15 protein-coding genes are annotated in these 15992 nt (G+C 63.9%); 5 read left to right on the top strand and 10 right to left on the bottom strand.

Annotation, left to right across the window (positions count from 1 at the left end; translation table 11 throughout):
- Positions 1–21: 21 nt before the first annotated feature.
- Positions 22–627, bottom strand: a complete 606-nt coding sequence (locus IVB18_RS21510) for a TetR/AcrR family transcriptional regulator (RefSeq protein ID WP_247990960.1) — start codon at positions 625–627, stop codon at positions 22–24.
- A gap of 200 nt (positions 628–827) precedes the next feature.
- Between IVB18_RS21510 and IVB18_RS21505 the strand changes: the two genes are divergently transcribed.
- Complete coding sequence (locus tag IVB18_RS21505; protein ID WP_247990959.1) at positions 828–2066, top strand: efflux RND transporter periplasmic adaptor subunit; 1239 nt, start codon at positions 828–830, stop codon at positions 2064–2066.
- A gap of 27 nt (positions 2067–2093) precedes the next feature.
- Positions 2094–5282 carry an efflux RND transporter permease subunit gene (locus IVB18_RS21500; protein ID WP_247990958.1) on the top strand — a complete coding sequence of 1063 codons (3189 nt, stop codon included), beginning with the start codon at positions 2094–2096 and terminating at the stop codon, positions 5280–5282.
- Here IVB18_RS21500 and IVB18_RS21495 read toward each other — a convergent pair.
- The 8 genes from IVB18_RS21495 to IVB18_RS21460 form a co-directional block, all read right to left on the bottom strand.
- On the bottom strand, positions 5279–6007 hold the full coding sequence (locus IVB18_RS21495) for a sulfite exporter TauE/SafE family protein (protein ID WP_247990957.1): 729 nt from the start codon (positions 6005–6007) through the stop codon (positions 5279–5281). The genes IVB18_RS21500 and IVB18_RS21495 overlap by 4 nt on opposite strands.
- Before the next feature lie 192 nt (positions 6008–6199).
- Positions 6200–6457: a hypothetical protein gene (locus tag IVB18_RS21490; protein WP_247990956.1), complete on the bottom strand. Its 258-nt coding sequence runs from the start codon at positions 6455–6457 to the stop codon at positions 6200–6202.
- 654 nt (positions 6458–7111) lie between these two features.
- A complete protein-coding gene (locus IVB18_RS21485) occupies positions 7112–7558 on the bottom strand; it encodes a MaoC family dehydratase (protein WP_247990955.1) in 447 nt (148 codons plus the stop codon).
- 387 nt (positions 7559–7945) lie between these two features.
- Positions 7946–8368, bottom strand: coding sequence for a hypothetical protein (locus IVB18_RS21480; protein WP_247990954.1), 423 nt, complete (start codon positions 8366–8368; stop codon positions 7946–7948).
- A gap of 12 nt (positions 8369–8380) precedes the next feature.
- Positions 8381–8602, bottom strand: coding sequence for a hypothetical protein (locus IVB18_RS21475; RefSeq protein ID WP_247990953.1), 222 nt, complete (start codon positions 8600–8602; stop codon positions 8381–8383).
- A 110-nt stretch (positions 8603–8712) separates the two neighbouring features.
- Complete coding sequence (locus IVB18_RS21470; RefSeq protein ID WP_247990952.1) at positions 8713–9531, bottom strand: lytic murein transglycosylase; 819 nt, start codon at positions 9529–9531, stop codon at positions 8713–8715.
- A gap of 125 nt (positions 9532–9656) precedes the next feature.
- Positions 9657–10463: a shikimate dehydrogenase gene (locus IVB18_RS21465; protein WP_247991692.1), complete on the bottom strand. Its 807-nt coding sequence runs from the start codon at positions 10461–10463 to the stop codon at positions 9657–9659.
- A 5-nt stretch (positions 10464–10468) separates the two neighbouring features.
- Entirely contained in the window at positions 10469–12364 is a 1896-nt protein-coding gene (locus IVB18_RS21460; RefSeq protein ID WP_247990951.1) for an NAD(P)/FAD-dependent oxidoreductase, read from the bottom strand.
- A gap of 174 nt (positions 12365–12538) precedes the next feature.
- On the opposite strand from IVB18_RS21460, the gene IVB18_RS21455 reads away from it, so the two are divergent.
- From IVB18_RS21455 to IVB18_RS21445, 3 genes are all read left to right on the top strand, one after another.
- Complete coding sequence (locus IVB18_RS21455) at positions 12539–14164, top strand: long-chain fatty acid--CoA ligase (protein ID WP_247990950.1); 1626 nt, start codon at positions 12539–12541, stop codon at positions 14162–14164.
- A 103-nt stretch (positions 14165–14267) separates the two neighbouring features.
- Positions 14268–15044, top strand: coding sequence for a glycoside hydrolase family 172 protein (locus tag IVB18_RS21450; RefSeq protein WP_247990949.1), 777 nt, complete (start codon positions 14268–14270; stop codon positions 15042–15044).
- Positions 14938–15387 (top strand): DUF2961 domain-containing protein, encoded by a 450-nt coding sequence (locus IVB18_RS21445; RefSeq protein WP_247990948.1) that lies wholly within the window; start codon positions 14938–14940, stop codon positions 15385–15387. Before IVB18_RS21450 ends, IVB18_RS21445 begins: the two co-directional genes overlap by 107 nt.
- A gap of 93 nt (positions 15388–15480) precedes the next feature.
- On the opposite strand, the gene IVB18_RS51655 is transcribed toward IVB18_RS21445, so the two are convergent.
- On the bottom strand, positions 15481–15942 hold the full coding sequence (locus IVB18_RS51655) for a porin (protein ID WP_256477114.1): 462 nt from the start codon (positions 15940–15942) through the stop codon (positions 15481–15483).
- Positions 15943–15992 lie beyond the last annotated feature (50 nt).

Here is a 15992-nt window from a genome sequence, read left to right as displayed (position 1 = left end):
AGGCCGCGACGCTGGCAGCCGTTACTTTCGGTCGGCCGACTGCGCCTCGACCGCCTGCATCGCCACATCCGCCACCTGCCGCAGCGCCTCGCGGTCGGCACCGGACGACGCCATCACGCCCATGCCGACGGCGACGGCCGAGACGTAGCGCGCGAGCGCTGCCGGATCCGACGCCGGCTTGAGATCGCCTTCGGCCCTGGCGCGGATGAAGCGGTCGCGCAGCTGGTCTTCGTTCTGGGCGCGGCGCGCGGCGAGCTCGAAGGGGACGTTTTCGGAGCCGGTGCCACAGGCGATGCCGCCTTGCACGAGCAGGCATCCGGGCGGATTGGCAGGATCGGTCTGCTTGTCGGCGATGCCCATCAGCATGCGCTCGGCGACGCCGCGGGCGGTCGGTGCGGCGACCACCTCGTCCATCCAGACGCCGCGCAACTTGGTGTAGCGGTCGAGCGCGGCCTTCAACAGCCCTTCCTTGTTGCCGAAGCAGGCATAAAGGCTCGGCGGGTTGATACCCATGGCCTCGGTGAGCTCTGCGATGGTGGCGCCCTCGTAGCCGTGCCGCCAAAACACTTCCATCGCCTGGTCCAACGCCGCATCGGCGTCGAACTCACGGGGGCGTCCCATGGCCATTTGTGTTTCTCCCTCGAATCGGCGTCGGATATCGAGCTAACGCCTGATCCTATCTATTTGTTCTAACTTTCTTTTCTCCGCCGTCTTCCATTTTTCGCAATCCACGGCTAAGATTTTCGTAGTGAATGATACATAAGTATCTTGCACTGCGACATCCAGCTCCACATCTGTAGTGAACACTACATATCTGGAGCGCGCAAATGCCCCCCTCCCAAAATACCTCCCGCCTCGGCCGTTTTCCTCGCCTTCTCGGTGGCGTTGCCATCGTGGGCACCCTCGCCGCGGCCGGTTCAATCGCAACCGGCCGCTACTTTCATGCGGCACAGGCGACCGCGACGGCCACCGCGACTGAGCAAGCCGTCTCCGTCACCGTCGCAATGATCGAGCCGCGGCAGACCGTGCTGTGGGACGACTTCTCCGGACGGCTCGAAGCCGTCAACCGCATCGAGCTCCGCCCGCGTGTTGCGGGTGCGATCTTGTCGACCAACTTCACCGAAGGCGCGCTGGTGAAGGCCGGTGACTTGCTGTTCAAGATCGATCCGGCGCCTTATGCGGCCGAGGTCGACAAGGCCAACGCCCAGCTCGAGGCCGCCAAGGCGCGCGTGGTGTTCACCCAGAGCGAGCTCGAGCGCGGCGCGCAGCTGGTCGGCAACGCCGTCGTGACCCGCCGCGACTACGACCAGCGCGACAACGCCAATCGCGAAGCAATTGCAAACGTGAAGGCGGCCGAGGCGACGCTCCAGACCGCAAAGCTCAATCTCGACTACACCGAGGTGCGCGCGCCGGTCGACGGCCGGGTCGGCAAGATCGAAATCACCGTCGGCAATCTCGTCGCCGCCGGCACCTCATCCCCGGTGTTGACCTCGCTGGTCTCGGTCAATCCGATCTATGCGTCGTTCGATGCGGATGAGGAAGTCGTGCTGCGCGCGCTGAATTCGATCGCGGACGCCTCCGGCAAGCGCGGCCATCTCGACCAGATTCCGGTCGCGATGGCGACCTCCGGCGGCCTCTCGGCGAAGGGCCACATCCAGCTCATTGACAACCAGGTCAACGGCCAGAGCGGCACCATCCGCGTCCGTGCAGTATTTACGAACGAGGACGGGCGTCTCATCCCCGGCCAGTTCGCGCGCGTGCGCATGGGCCAGCCGAAGCAGCAGACGCTGGTGATGATCGACGAGCGCGCGATCGGCACCGACCAGGACAAGAAGTTCGTGATGGCGGTCGGCGACGACAGCCGCGCGGTCTACCGGCCGATCACGCTCGGCGGCTCCGTCGATGGGTTGCGCATCGTGACGGCGGGCCTGAAGCCCGGTGACCGCATCATCGTCAATGGCCTGCAGCGCGTGCGTCCCGGTGCCCTCCTCAAGACGGAGGTCGCCGCGATGGGTGCGCGCGGGCCGCAGCCAAGTGACGGCAACAAGCAGATCGTTCAGCGCTAAGCTTCTCTTGGCGCTCGGGGCAAAGTCATGAATCTCTCAAAATTCTTCATCGACCGGCCGATTTTTGCCGGCGTGCTCTCCGTCTTGATCTTTCTCGCGGGCCTGATCTCACTGTTCGCGATGCCGATCTCGGAATATCCGGACGTCGTGCCGCCGTCGGTCCTGGTGCGCGCGACCTATCCCGGCGCCAATCCGAAGGTGATCGCGGAAACGGTGGCGACGCCGATCGAGGAGCAGATCAACGGCGTCGAGAACATGCTCTACATGTCGAGCCAGGCGACCACCGACGGCGCGATGACGCTGACGGTGACGTTCCGGCTCGGCACCGATCCCGACAAGGCGACCCAGCTTGTGCAGAACCGCGTGCAACAGGCCGAGCCGCGCCTGCCCGCCGTGGTGCGCCAGCTCGGCATTACCACCAAGAAGTCGTCGCCCGACCTCACCATGGTCGTGCACTTGCTGTCGCCGAACAACCGCTACGACATGACGTATTTGCGCAACTACGCGGTGCTCAACGTCAAGGACCGGCTGGCGCGGATCGACGGTGTCGGCGACGTCCAGCTCTATGGCGCGGGCGACTATTCGATGCGGGTCTGGGTCGATCCGCAGAAGGCCGCCGAGCATGGGCTGACCGCGAGCGATATCGTCAAGTCGATCCAGGCGCAGAATGTCGAGGCCGCCGCCGGCGTGGTTGGCTCCTCCCCGAACGTCAAGGGCATCGACCTGCAACTCTCCGTCAATGCCGAGGGCCGACTTGCCAACGAGGAGCAGTTCGGTGACATCGTGGTCAAGACCGGCTCGCGTGGCGAGGTGGTGCGGCTGCGCGACGTCGCGCGCATCGAGCTCGGGGCCTCCGAATACGGCCTGCGCTCGCTGCTCGACAACAAGCAGGCGGTGGCGATCCCGATCTTCCAGGCGCCGGGCTCCAACGCGCTCGAGATCTCCGATCACGTCCGCGCCACCATGGCCGAGATCAAGAAGAACATGCCGGAAGGCGTGTCCTACCAGATCGTCTACGACCCCACCCAGTTCGTGCGCTCCTCGATTGAGGCGGTGATCCACACGTTGCTGGAGGCGATCGCGCTGGTGGTGCTGGTCGTGATCCTGTTCCTCCAGACCTGGCGCGCCTCGATCATTCCGCTGCTTGCCGTGCCGGTTTCGATCGTCGGCACCTTTGCCGTGATGCACGTGTTCGGCTTCTCCATCAACGCGCTCAGCCTGTTCGGCCTGGTGCTCGCGATCGGCATCGTCGTCGACGACGCCATCGTCGTGGTCGAGAACGTCGAGCGCAACATCGAGGGTGGACTGTCCCCGCGCGACGCTACCTACCAGGCGATGAGGGAAGTCTCCGGCCCGATCATCGCGATCGCGATGGTGCTGATCGCGGTGTTCGTGCCGCTCGCCTTCATCTCCGGCCTCACCGGTCAGTTCTACAAGCAGTTCGCGCTGACGATCGCGATCTCCACCGTGATCTCCGCCGTCAATTCGCTGACGCTGTCGCCGGCGCTGTCGGCGCTGCTGCTCAAGGGCCACAACGAGCCGAAGGACAGGCTGACGCTAATCCTCGACAAGGCGCTCGGCTGGTTCTTCCGCGGCTTCAACCGCGCCTTCACCCGTTCCTCGGAGAATTACAGCGGCACCGTCACCAAGGTGATCTCGGGCAAGGCCGCCGTGATGGGCCTTTACGTGGTCCTGGTCGGCCTCACCGCGGTTCTGTTCCAGCAGGTGCCGAGCGGATTCGTGCCGGGCCAGGACAAGCAATATCTGGTCGGCTTCTCGCGGCTGCCTGATGGAGCGACGCTCGACCGCACCGAAGACGTGATCCGCAAGATGAGCGACATCGCGCTGACCCAGCCCGGTGTCGAGAGCTCGGTCGCGTTTCCGGGCCTGTCGATCTCCGGCTTCACCAACTCCTCCAACGCCGGCATCGTGTTCTCGACGCTGAAACCGTTCGAGGAGCGCAAGGGTCCGGCACTCAGCGGGAACGCAATCGCGGCCGATCTCAACAAGAAATACTCCGGGATTCAGGAAGCCTTCATCGCCATGTTTCCGCCGCCGCCGGTCAACGGACTCGGCACCATCGGCGGCTTCAAGCTGCAGATCGAGGATCGTGCAGGTCTCGGCTATGAGGCGCTGAATGAGGCGACGAAAGCGTTCATGACGGCGATGCAGAAGGCGCCGGAGATCGCCGGCGTATTCTCGAGCTTCCAGGTCAACGTTCCCCAGCTCTTCGCCGACATCGACCGCACCAAGGCGCTCCAGTTAGGAGTGCCCGTGACGGAAGTGTTCAACACGCTCCAGATTTATCTGGGCTCCTACTACGTCAACGACTTCAACAAATTCGGCCGCACCTATTCGGTCTATGTCCAGGCCGACGCGCCGTTCCGCGCGCGCGCCGACGACATCAGGCAATTGAAGGTGCGTTCGTCCTCCGGTGACATGGTGCCGTTGTCGGCGCTGATGAATATCCGCCAGAGCGCCGGTCCGGAGCGTGCGATCCGCTACAACGGCTTCCTGTCGTCCGACATCAACGCCGCGGCTGCGCCCGGCTATTCCTCCGGTCAGGCGCAGGAGGTCGCGACACGGATCGCAGCAGAAGTGCTACCACCCGGCTTTGCCTTCGAATGGACCGACCTGACTTATCAGGAATTCATCGCGGGCAATTCCGGCCTCTGGGTGTTTCCGCTCGCCATCCTCCTCGTGTTCCTGGTGCTGGCGGCGCTCTATGAGAGCCTGACGCTGCCGCTCTCGATCATCATGATCGTGCCGATGGGCCTGTTAGCTGCGATGTTCGGCGTCTGGATCTCGAAGGGCGACAACAACGTCTTCACCCAGATCGGCTTGATCGTGCTGGTGGGACTCTCCGCCAAGAACGCAATTCTGATCGTCGAATTCGCGCGCGAGCTCGAATTTGCAGGGCGCACGCCGATCCGGGCCGCGATCGAGGCAAGCCGGCTGCGGCTCCGTCCGATCCTGATGACGTCGATGGCGTTCATCATGGGCGTCTTGCCGCTGGTGCTCTCGACCGGGGCCGGCTCAGAGATGCGCCGCGCCATGGGCGTGGCGGTGTTCTCCGGCATGATCGGCGTTACCGTGTTCGGCCTGTTCCTGACGCCGGTGTTCTATGTGCTGCTTCGTACCGTCACCGGCATGAAGCCGCTGACGCATCACGGCGGCGATACCAGCGCAGCCCCAGTCCAAGGTCTCGGACATTAGATCAGGGAAATGCCTGACAGGAGCAGCAGAACGAGCACGGTCTTGCGAAAGACCGTCTCGTTGATCCGGTGAAAGGCGAGGACGCCGAGCGCGGATCCTGCAAAGAGCGCAGGCAGGCTGATCGCGAGATCGACCAGGACCTTCGACGACAGACCCTGGTGCCCGACCAGCAGCACGATTGCGAAGAGCTGCATCGCGGCGATGAAGGGATGTACCAGGCCGCGCTGCTCGCTTTTGGGCATGCCGCGCATGTCGCACCAGATCGTCGGGATCGCACCGGGCATGGCGGTCAAGCCGCCGACGAGCCCTCCCCCGAATCCGATCAGCGCGACCCAGTGCCGGCCGACGGTTTCGCCGGCAGTTACGAGCGTCGGCCGCAGGAGCATGTAGGCCGCGTACAGCGTGACAACGATACCGAAGCCGCGCCTGAGCAGATGCGTATCGGTGGTCTGCAACAGCGAAACCGCGATGGGAACGCCAATCAATCCGCCGACGATCAGGAGCAGGCTGCCTTCCCAGCGAATGTTGTGCCGGAGCGCCCACAGATTGGTGGCCTGCACGCCGATGCTGCACGCCATCATCAGCGGCACGGCCTCCAGCGGCTGAAACACCCGCAGCAGGATCGCGCCCGCCACGGCCGAGAACGCGAACCCGGAAAGCTCCGAGACGAATGCTCCGGAAAACACGGCAACGCTGAGCAGAATGCTGGTTGTGATATCCGGCACGATGAACTCTCCGGTCAGTCGTAGGGCGTCTGCGCTGCGGGAACGTCGGCGCTCTCCGTACAAATCGCCCTATCGTGCGAATTCACCAGCGATGGCGAGACCGGCTGCGCGTGCGAGCGATGCAGCATGGCCAACCCGACCAGCTGAAGAGTGACGAGCGCCGCGGTGAGCGCCATCGCCACGATATTGACGTTACGCGCGCTCGAACGTGGGGTCGCCGGCGGCGCGCTCGCGCGCATCAGATCCGTGGGCATGTCCTAAAATATCCTCTTCGTTGCAGACGGGAATGATTTCATTCAAAGGCGACGTGTCGTGTTGCTCCTCCAGCAAGTGGCGATAACGATGCAATGCGCGTCGGGCCTCGATCGCGCGCTGCGCGCGGAACGCCGCGGCGACGCGATCGAAGATGTCGCGGAACTTGCCAGCCAAATTCGATGACGCCGTTCGCATGACAATCTTCTCTCAACCTGTACGCGAGATTGACGGGATTCACTTCTGCTCGCTGTGAGTCGCTTCACACAAAGATCGAACGCGTCGAACAAGAGATCGTTGTGGCGTCTCGTAGAAGAGAACGCGTAAAATCGCGTCATCCGATCGAATGACTCGCGATAACTTTCTAATGATGATTTCGTTTGAACCAATTGGCGTGCCGCATAGACACGCCAGCGCCTCGAAAGCGCGTCAGTGAACGAACGGATTGGAAAATCCCGCCGCGAGCGCCTTCGACGAGGAAAAAACGCTGCAGCGAGATGCTGAAGTATCGAACATTGTCCTTGGGTAACGTCAACCGCAGGATGCGGCTTGGACGTTTTCGCCAAAGACTAGGATAAATGCGAACGGCGGGCGAGCTGTGTGCCGTGGGTTACGCGCCGTCTCGCAGCTGCCCAATCTTGTCCTGCAAGTCTTGTCGACTTCGCAGCCGGCGTCGGGACTTTACTTCCGGTTCTCCTCGCAGAACTTCAAGGCGCCCGCGAGCAGCAACGCGGCGAGAAGAAATCGTTTCATGTCAGCCTCCAGCGTATTCCCCGACCGGAGATGACCATCTCTCCCGGCGGGCCGCAAGGGCTTCGGGAAGCCCACCGCCTATGGTGAAGGATGCTCGGGTTACCCCCGCCGCGGCACGATCGCAATCGGGGTGAAGGTGTAAACCTCCTCTCCGTTCTGGTTGAACATCGTCCATTTCACCAGCGCGATACCCTGCGGCTTCGATTTCGACGGCGTCAGGCTCATCACCTCGCCTTCGAGGTGGAGGCGGTCATTGGGGCGCACCGGAATTGCCCAGCGCAGGCCGTCGACGCCCGCGCCGATCAGCGGATGCGGACCGAAGGGACGGGTCTGGATCGCAAGGTTCATGGCAATCGCCGCGGTGTGCCATCCCGACGCAGCAAGGCCCTTGAGCAGGGTTTCCTTGGCGGCCTCGTGGTCGAGGTGCATCGGCTGCGGATCGAACTCGGCCGCGAAGCGCTTGATGTCGGCCTCGGTGACCTGAACCTCGGGGGATTTGAAGCGCATTCCAACGGCGAGATCGTCGAACCACTCCACCTGTGCCATTATTTTGCCTCGCAATATGGATGTGCCGCCCGCCGGACGCGGGCGTCTAAAGGGACGGACAATGGCGGCGGGTCTGTCCCGCCAAAACCAGCCCAGGGTTCCCCGCGAAACCCCTTTTCCAAATCGACGAAACACGCCTGAAACAGATGGCCGGTTATCTAGTTGTCAAAATCAGACAGGGACGGCCACCATGCAATTCTTCCTCGACCTCATCTGGGATTATTCCTGCTGCCAGCATCTCGTCGCTTATCCGCTGCGGGAGGAAGAGCTATGATCGAGCTGATCTCTGCCGTGCTCGCCCTTTGCAGTATCGGCGTGTTTGCGGCGCACGCGCTGGACGCTTTCCGCACCACGCATTTCTAATCGAGTGGCGCTGGCGGCGCTGATCTAGAACGGCCGCCGGTAAAACTGCTCTGAATGCGTTGCCGGCGGAAACCGGTTGGCGAGTGTCAGCGCCGCCTTCTCGTCGGTCTCAAGCGCGATCTTCTGGGCCAGCATCACGTCGCCTGGCGTGAGGAAGCCTGACGGGACGAAGCACCAGCCCATCGTCGCAATCCCGGCATCGTCGATCTCATGGACGTTGGCGGCGGTGCCGTAGTGGATGCGATACCGCTTGCCGGTATCGCAGCCGATGACATCGAAATGCCGGTGCTGCTCGAACTGCGCACGCTGAGCGGGCGACAGCCATTCGCACAACAGCCGGCGGCCGCGGGCGTCCGGCGTATTCTCGCCGAAAAAGCGCCGGTAAAGTTCGCGCAGCGCATGCAGGCGCGCTCGCGCCGGCGCGCGAAACCAAGCTGCCGCGATCATGAGCAGCTCAGATCAACCGCCGACCAGGCGGGGATAGAACAGCGTTTCATGCGCGGTCGGGTCGAACGATCGGATACGGGTGACCTCACCGGGCCCGGTTCGCAAGGCGGCGGTAAAGCCGGCTCCGGTCAGCTCCCGAAAACGCTGTTCGGCCCGCGCCAGCGCTTCGGCATTGTCGGGATCAAACTCGTGACGCGTGTCGCCGCTCTGGTCCATCACGATCTGGGTAGCCATGTTGAATCTCCTCATGCCCAGCCCTGCCCTGATCAAAGCAATCCTCGTGCCGACAGTTCCCGACGGCAACAAGTTTCTCGTATACGGCCGGTCACACCTTGCGGAGCGACTCACCTCGACGCAGCCGTGCCGCCACCCTCGTCGATCTGCCGCCCCATCAGCGCAATCGCCTTCTGATAGACGCCGGCGGCATTCCAGGCCTCGATGGCGGCGAAATTCGGCTCGCCCGGCTGGTAACCGGCTCCCGCCCGCCAGCCATGGGCTTTGAGGAAATTCGCCGTCGAGTTCAGCGCGTTGGCGGCGACCTCGAGATTGCCGGTGCCGTAGGCCAGAATGTTCTTGGGCATGAACTGGGTCTGGCCGACCTCGCCGTGCATCGAGCCGCGGGTCGCCCCCGACAGCGCGCCACGGTCGATCAGCTTTAGCGCGGCGTAGAGCTGGTCGGTGAAGAATTCAGGGCGGCGGCAGTCATAGGCAAGCGTTGCGATCGACGACAGCATGTTCTGGTTGCCGCGCTGGCTGCCGAAACCGGTCTCCATGCCCCAGATCGCGATCAGCGGTCCCGGCGGCACGCCGTAGCGCTGCTGGATCGAGGCGAACAGGGCGGCCTGGGATTGCTTCAGGGAGCGGCCGCGCGCGACAATGGTGGTGGCGCCGCGCTTGGCGAGGAACTGATCGAGCGACAGCGAAAAGCTGCGCTGGCCGCGATCGGCCGCAACGGTGGCACTGGCGTAATTGGCCTGCATCAGCGCCGCGAGCGCGGTCGGGCCGATGCCCTTGGCCTGCGCCTCCCCGCTGAACTCACGCTTCCAACCTTCAAACCCGGCTGGAGAGCTGCCGCACTGCGCGGCCTCGGCCGCGGGCACCAGGGAAAGCAGCAGCGTGGTCGCGCCGATCATGGCCGTCGCAACGGTCCTGCCCTTGGTCATTGCGCGTTCCCTCCCTGAGATGCGCGACCGGCTCGCGCGGGCGCATGATCCTACGTCAGCCATGATCGCTCAAGCCCAGATGGGCCCAATCGATGCAGGTAACGCTCTTGACATCGAACGGCCGTTTACCGTCCGCCGTTCATCCCCAGCAGGAAATCCATCATGATGCTCTGATGCTGCTGGTACATGTCCGTACCGGTCGCAGTGATGCAGCCGAGCTTCCGGGCCGCCGCAATGAAGGGGGAGATTTCGGGCCTGGTGATCACGCAGCCACAATAGGCCGACGGCGCCAGCCGCGTGACGTCGACCGGCAGCGGATCGCCGTCCTTCATCCCGGCCGGCGTGGCATTGGCGACGAAATCGTAACCGGCGGGGTCCGCGGTGCCGATCCTTACAGGCGCTTTCCCGAGTCCATTGAGCCGGCCGATCAGCGCGTCGCGGCGTTCTTCGGCGCTGTCGTGAATGGCGAGCTCGCCGACGCCGGCCTCGATCAGCGCAAGCGCGATGGCCGAGCCCGCCCCGCCGGCGCCGACGAGGAGCGCCCGCATGCCGCAAGGATCGATCCCCTTCGCCCGCGCGGCGCCGACAAAGCCGAGGCCATCGACCATGTCGCCGTGCCACGAGCCGTCGGCGCGACGGCGCATCAGGTTCACCGTGCGCAGGAAGTGCGCTCGCTCGGTCGCGCTCGCGCAGACCTGATAGCAGGCGAATTTGTGCGGGATGGTGACGACGATGCCGTCGAGGTTTTTCAACCGCGTCGCCACCGAGAGGAAATCCGGCAAGTCCGCAACCGAGACCTGGACCGGCACGAGAATGCCGTCATGACCGCGCGCAGCAAACGCCGCCGTCATGCCCGCGGGCGAGCGCACTTGCGCGATGGGATCGCCGACGATGACGTAGAGCCGTGTTGCGCCTGACGGGGCCGGGATCATGCCGTTCAAGCCGGAACTGCGGAGTCGCGTGCTTCCGTAGCGGCCCCGAAGGTCAATTCCAGTCCGTCCAGATTGCCCTCCTTGCGCCACCGCTCGAGCAGCCGCAGGAACGCCACCGGCCCGCGCCAGTATTGGCTGTTGCGAGCCGCGATCGGATCGAACACGCCCTCGTTGTTGTAATAGCCGGGCGTGCATTCGGCGAGATAGGTCTGGCGGCCGAGCGCGGCCTTCACGACCTCGTCGACCCAGGCGTTCTCGGCGGCAGGCGTCGGCTCCAGCGTTCGGGCCTCGCGCTTGCGCGCCTCTGCGATCACGTAGGCGATGTGCTGCGACTGCTCGTCGATAATGTGCGGGAAGTTGGCGCTCTGGCCGGCCTGCACCGTGACGATCAGGAAGCAGTTCGGGAAGCCGCGGCTGTAGAACCCATGCAGCGTCTTGACGCCGTCGTGCCAGCGCGCGGACAGGCTCATGCCGTCCCGCCCGTAGACCTCGAAGCCCATGCGACGGGCGTAGTCGGTGCCGACCTCGAAGCCACTGGCATAGATCAGGCAGTCGAGCTCATAGGCCTTGCCATCGACGACGACGGCGTACTCGGTGACGCGCTCGACGCCCCTGCCCATGGTGTCGACGAGGTGCACGTTGGGCCGATTGAAGGTGTCGAGATATTCGTCGTGGAAGCACGGCCGCTTGCAGAACGCCTTGTACCAAGGCTTAAGCGCCGCCGCGGCCGCTTCGTCCTTTACGACAGCGTCGACGCGTGCGCGAATCGCCTCCATCTTGCGGTAGTCGGCCTGCTCGATCACCTTCAGCGCCTCTTCCATCGAGGTTACCGGCTGCGGCTGGTGGCGTGGCGCAAGCAGTATCTCGCCGAGCAGGCCGGTCCAGCCATCCTGCACCAGATCCTGTTCGAACGGCTCGCCCGAAATCACGGCCGTGAAATTGTCCATGCGCTCGCGCTGCCAGCCGGGCTTCAGGCTCTCTGCCCAGGACTGATCCGTCGGCCGGTCGTCGCGCACGCCGATCGCAGACGGTGTGCGCTGGAACACATAGAGCTCCTTCGCCGAGCGGCCGAGATGCGGCACGCATTGCACGGCGGTGGCGCCGGTGCCGATGATGCCGACCCGCTTGTCGGCTAGACCGGTGAGGCCGCCTTCCGCGCTACCGCCGGTGTAGGCGTAGTCCCAGCGGCTGGTGTGGAAGCTATGGCCTTTGAAGGTCTCGATCCCGGGAATACCCGGAAGCTTCGGCCGGCTCAGGGGACCGCCCGCGAGGATGACGAAGCGCGCTCGGATGCAGTCGCCGCGATCGGTCTCGACCAGCCAGCGTGCCTCATCCTCTTGCCATGTCATACGCGAGATGACGGTCTGAAACAGTGCGCGCTCGTAGAGGCGGAAGTGACGGCCGATGCGGCGGGAGTGCTCATAGATCTCCGGCGCCCGCGCATATTTCCGCACCGGCATATAGCTGGTCTCCTCCAGCAGCGGCAGATAGATGTAGCTCTCGGTGTCGCAGGTTGCACCGGGATAACGATTCCAGTACCAGGTGCCGCCGAAGTCGGCAGCCTTTTCCACGATGCGAAAATCATCAATACCGGCTTCGCGCAGACGGGCACCGCAGAGCAGGCCGCCGAAGCCACCGCCGACGATGAGCACCTCCGTCTCTTCGCTGACGGCCTCGCGCGCAAAGCCGTGGTCGGCCCACGGATCATCGAGATAGCGACCAAAATCGCCGGTCACCTCGACATATTGCGCCTTGCCCTCAGAGCGCAAACGACGGTCGCGCTCGGCGCGATAGCGCGCACGCAGCGAGGCGATGTCGATGTCGATGTCGATGTCGATGTCGATGTCGATGTCGATGGTAGATTCGCCGGCTGCGCCGGTCTTGTGTTTTTCCGCTGACATCCATTTCCTCCACGGCGGACGCTGCTTCGCCGGCAGCTCGCATCAGTTAGCCCCGAAAAAGTGACGCATGCAATCGCGTCTGCCGTTTTTTGCGTGAACGCCCCGTCACCTTCCGCTACCGTGCGCGCAAATCACAAGCGCGCCGTGCAACGACATGGCGGCTCGGAGGGGACAATGCAGGGATTGATGATGGACATGCCGCTCCTGATCAGCGGCCTGATCCAGTACGCCGCCGATTATCACGGCGAAGCGGAGGTCGTCGCGCGCGAGATCGAGGGCGACGTCCATCGCTACACCTATGCCGATGCGCATCCGCGCATCAAGCGCATGGCGCTGGCCTTGAAGCGGCTCGGGATGACGCCTGGCGACCGCGTAGGTACACTCGCCTGGAATACCCACCGCCATTTCGAGATGTTCTATGCCGCACCCGGCATGGGCTATGTGCTGCACACCGTCAATCCGCGGCTGTTTCCCGAGCAACTCGTCTACATCCTCAACCATGCCGAAGACCGGCTGCTGTTCATCGATCGTGCCACGCTGCCGGTCGTCGAGGCAATCGCTCCGCAGTTGACGACGATCGAAGCTTACGTCGTGATGTCCTCGCGCGAACGGATGCCGGAGACGAAGCTTGCGAACGTCTATTGCTACGAAGAGCTGCTGGAAAAGGAGAGCGACGCCGGCTTCGCCTGGCCGCTGTTCGACGAAAAATCCGCTTCCACCATCTGCTACACGTCGGGCACGACGGGCAATCCGAAGGGCGTGATCTATTCGCACCGCGCCGCGATCCTGCAGACCATGACCTGCAGCAATTTCGACTTCCTGCCCGGACATGACGAAGGCGTGCGCGAGGTGATGATGCCGATGGCGCCCCTCTTCCACGGCAATGGCTGGAACATGCCGTTCACCGCGCCCTATACCGGCTCGAAGCTGGTGCTGCCCGGCCGCAACTACGAACCCGATAAGCTTTACGAACTGCTTGAGGGCGAGAGGGTGACGCTGTCGGCGGGCGTGCCGAGCTTCTGGCTGATCCTGCTCGACTGGTTGGGGCGGACCGGCAACAAGTTCTCGACCCTGCGCGCAACGCTGTCGTCCGGCTCGGCCCCGCCGCGCGCGATGGTCGAGAAGCTGAAGCGCGAGTACGATATCGACTATATCCAGGCCTGGGGCATGACCGAGGCCCTGGGCTGCTCGATGCCGGGCTTGAGGCCGGGCTCGGAGCATCTCAGCGACAGGGAAATATTCGACCGGCGCCAGGTGTCGGGCCGTGCCTGTTTCGGCACGAGTCTGCGCATCGTTGATGACGGCGGCAACGAGCTGCCGCGCGACGGCAAGACTGTCGGTCATCTGCGTGCCCGCGGGCCGTGGGTCGCGTCCGGCTACATGAAGCTCGACGAAGGCCTCGACCGTGACGGCTGGCTGATCACCGGCGACATGGCTGTGATCGACGCCCAGGGCCATGTCACGCTGACCGACCGCTCCAAGGACGTGATCAAGTCCGGCGGCGAATGGATCTCCTCGATCCAGCTTGAGGACATCGCGCTGTCCCATCCCGACGTGCTGCAAGCTGCCGTCGTCGCCATCGCGCATGAGAAGTGGCAGGAGCGCCCCCTGCTCCTCGTCGTCCGCAGGAAGGGAGCGACGGTCGATGGCAAAACGTTGCTCGACCACATGCGCCCGAAGCTCGCGAGCTGGTGGATGCCTGATGCCGTCGAGTTCCTGGACGAATTCCCGATGACCGGCACCGGCAAGGTGCTGAAATCGGCGCTGCGCGAGAAGTTCAGGGAGTACCACGTCGCATAAGCGGGATAGCGCAAGGCCCCCTCTCCGTGCGCGGTCGTCTTCACCTTTTGGTAGATTCGGGGGCGATATATCGAGGCGTCGCTAATCCCTTATCGAGGACATCATGGCCTTTTCCGGATTGGGCATGCATCTCGGCAATCTGTCGCGCCTGTCGAACGCGCTGACGCGCTCGATCAGCCCCGAGAATTTCACCGGTGAGAAGGGCAAAGGCGGCATGTCCGTCGACGGCCCCGCCGCCCGCCAAGCGCGTGATCTCGGCCAGGGCTGGAAAGTTTCACCCTATGTCGTCATCGAGCCCGGCGCGACGTTCACCCTTGCCGACATCGCCGGGCAAGGCGCGATCCAGCAGATCTGGATGACGCTGGCGCGCGGGCGTTTGCGTCATTCGATCCTGCGCATCTACTGGGACGACCAGGAGCAGCCGAGCGTGGAATGTCCGGCCGGCGATTTCTTTGCCTGCGGATGGGAGGAGTTCGCGCAAGTGTCCTCGCTCGCGGTCTGCGTCAATCCCGGCCGCGCCTTCAACTGCTACTGGGAAATGCCGTTCCGCCAGCGCGCGCGCTTCACGCTGGAGAACCGCAGCGAGGAGCAGCTGACCGTCTACTACCAGATCAATTATACACTGACCGAGGTGCCTGAGGATTGCGCCTACTTTCACGCGCAGTTTCGGCGCACCAACCCGCTGCCCTACAAGGACGTCTACACCATCCTCGATGGCGTCACAGGCCGCGGCCACTATGCCGGCACCTACATGGCCTGGGGCGTCAATAACAATGGCTGGTGGGGCGAAGGCGAGATCAAATTCTTCATCGACGGCGACGGCGAATTCCCGGACGATCTGCGGCACCGGCACCGAAGACTATTTCTGTGGGGCGTATAATTTCGATCCCTACGTTGCCCATTCCGGCAAGGGCCCGGCACAGCAATCGCGCTACCAGGAATTCACCACGCCCTATGCCGGTCTGCCCCAGGTGATCCGCCCCGACGGCGTCTACAAATCGCAGCAGCGGTTCGGCATGTATCGCTGGCACATCCCGGATCCCGTGCGCTTCAAAAACGATCTGCGCGTGACGATCCAGGCGCTGGGCTGGCTGCCCGGCATCAAGGAGCTAAAGTATCTTCCGTTGCAGGACGACATCGCCTCGGTCGCGTTCTGGTATCAGACGCTGCCGACGGCGCCGTTCCCAAAACTGGCCGGCCCGGACTATCTCGAAATCGGCTAGCCGCCGTTCCCTGCGCTCGCAGGATCTGCGCCACCCGGACGTCATGCAAATCGTCCGGGTGGCGCCTCCGCGTTACGGCTCTTCAGCGCCGGCCTACCAGGAATACTGGAGGCCTACGCGTCCCAGTGTCCGCACGTCGCTCCACGACTGCGCCGGGATCGCCACGCCACTCTCCGTCGCGGTCCGGTTGGATGTGGACGTGAGACTGCCGCGATCGAGACCGAACGCGATGCCCACGGTCAGCGACAGATTCCCCTGGATCCTGATCATCCCGGCGACACCGGCCGCATGCTGCCCGTCGAACACGGCCCAATGGGTCGAGATCGCGTAGTTGGTCCCGTCAGGCAGGAACGGATTGACGAGTGAAGCGGCCATGGCCGTTCCCGTCGCCGCACGGGTGAGCTGGCGTGCAAGGTCGAACTGGCTCTGCACAGTCTGCTGCGCGTTCACGCAGGTGTCGGTCCCCGGTATGTAGAAAAAGCCGGCACCGTAAAGCGAGCACACCTTTTCGTACTCGACCGCAGCATGGCCCGGCGTCGGGATCGCCAGAACCAGAGCAGCGGTCGCGAGAACCGCGCGCAGGCTACGTCCGAGGACGCATCGTG

It is taken from the genome of Bradyrhizobium sp. 186 (genome assembly GCF_023101685.1).
In the GTDB taxonomy this organism is placed as follows: domain Bacteria; phylum Pseudomonadota; class Alphaproteobacteria; order Rhizobiales; family Xanthobacteraceae; genus Bradyrhizobium.
The sequence above is the reverse complement of the archived record's forward strand: the minus strand, read 5'-3'. Positions and strand labels throughout refer to the sequence as shown.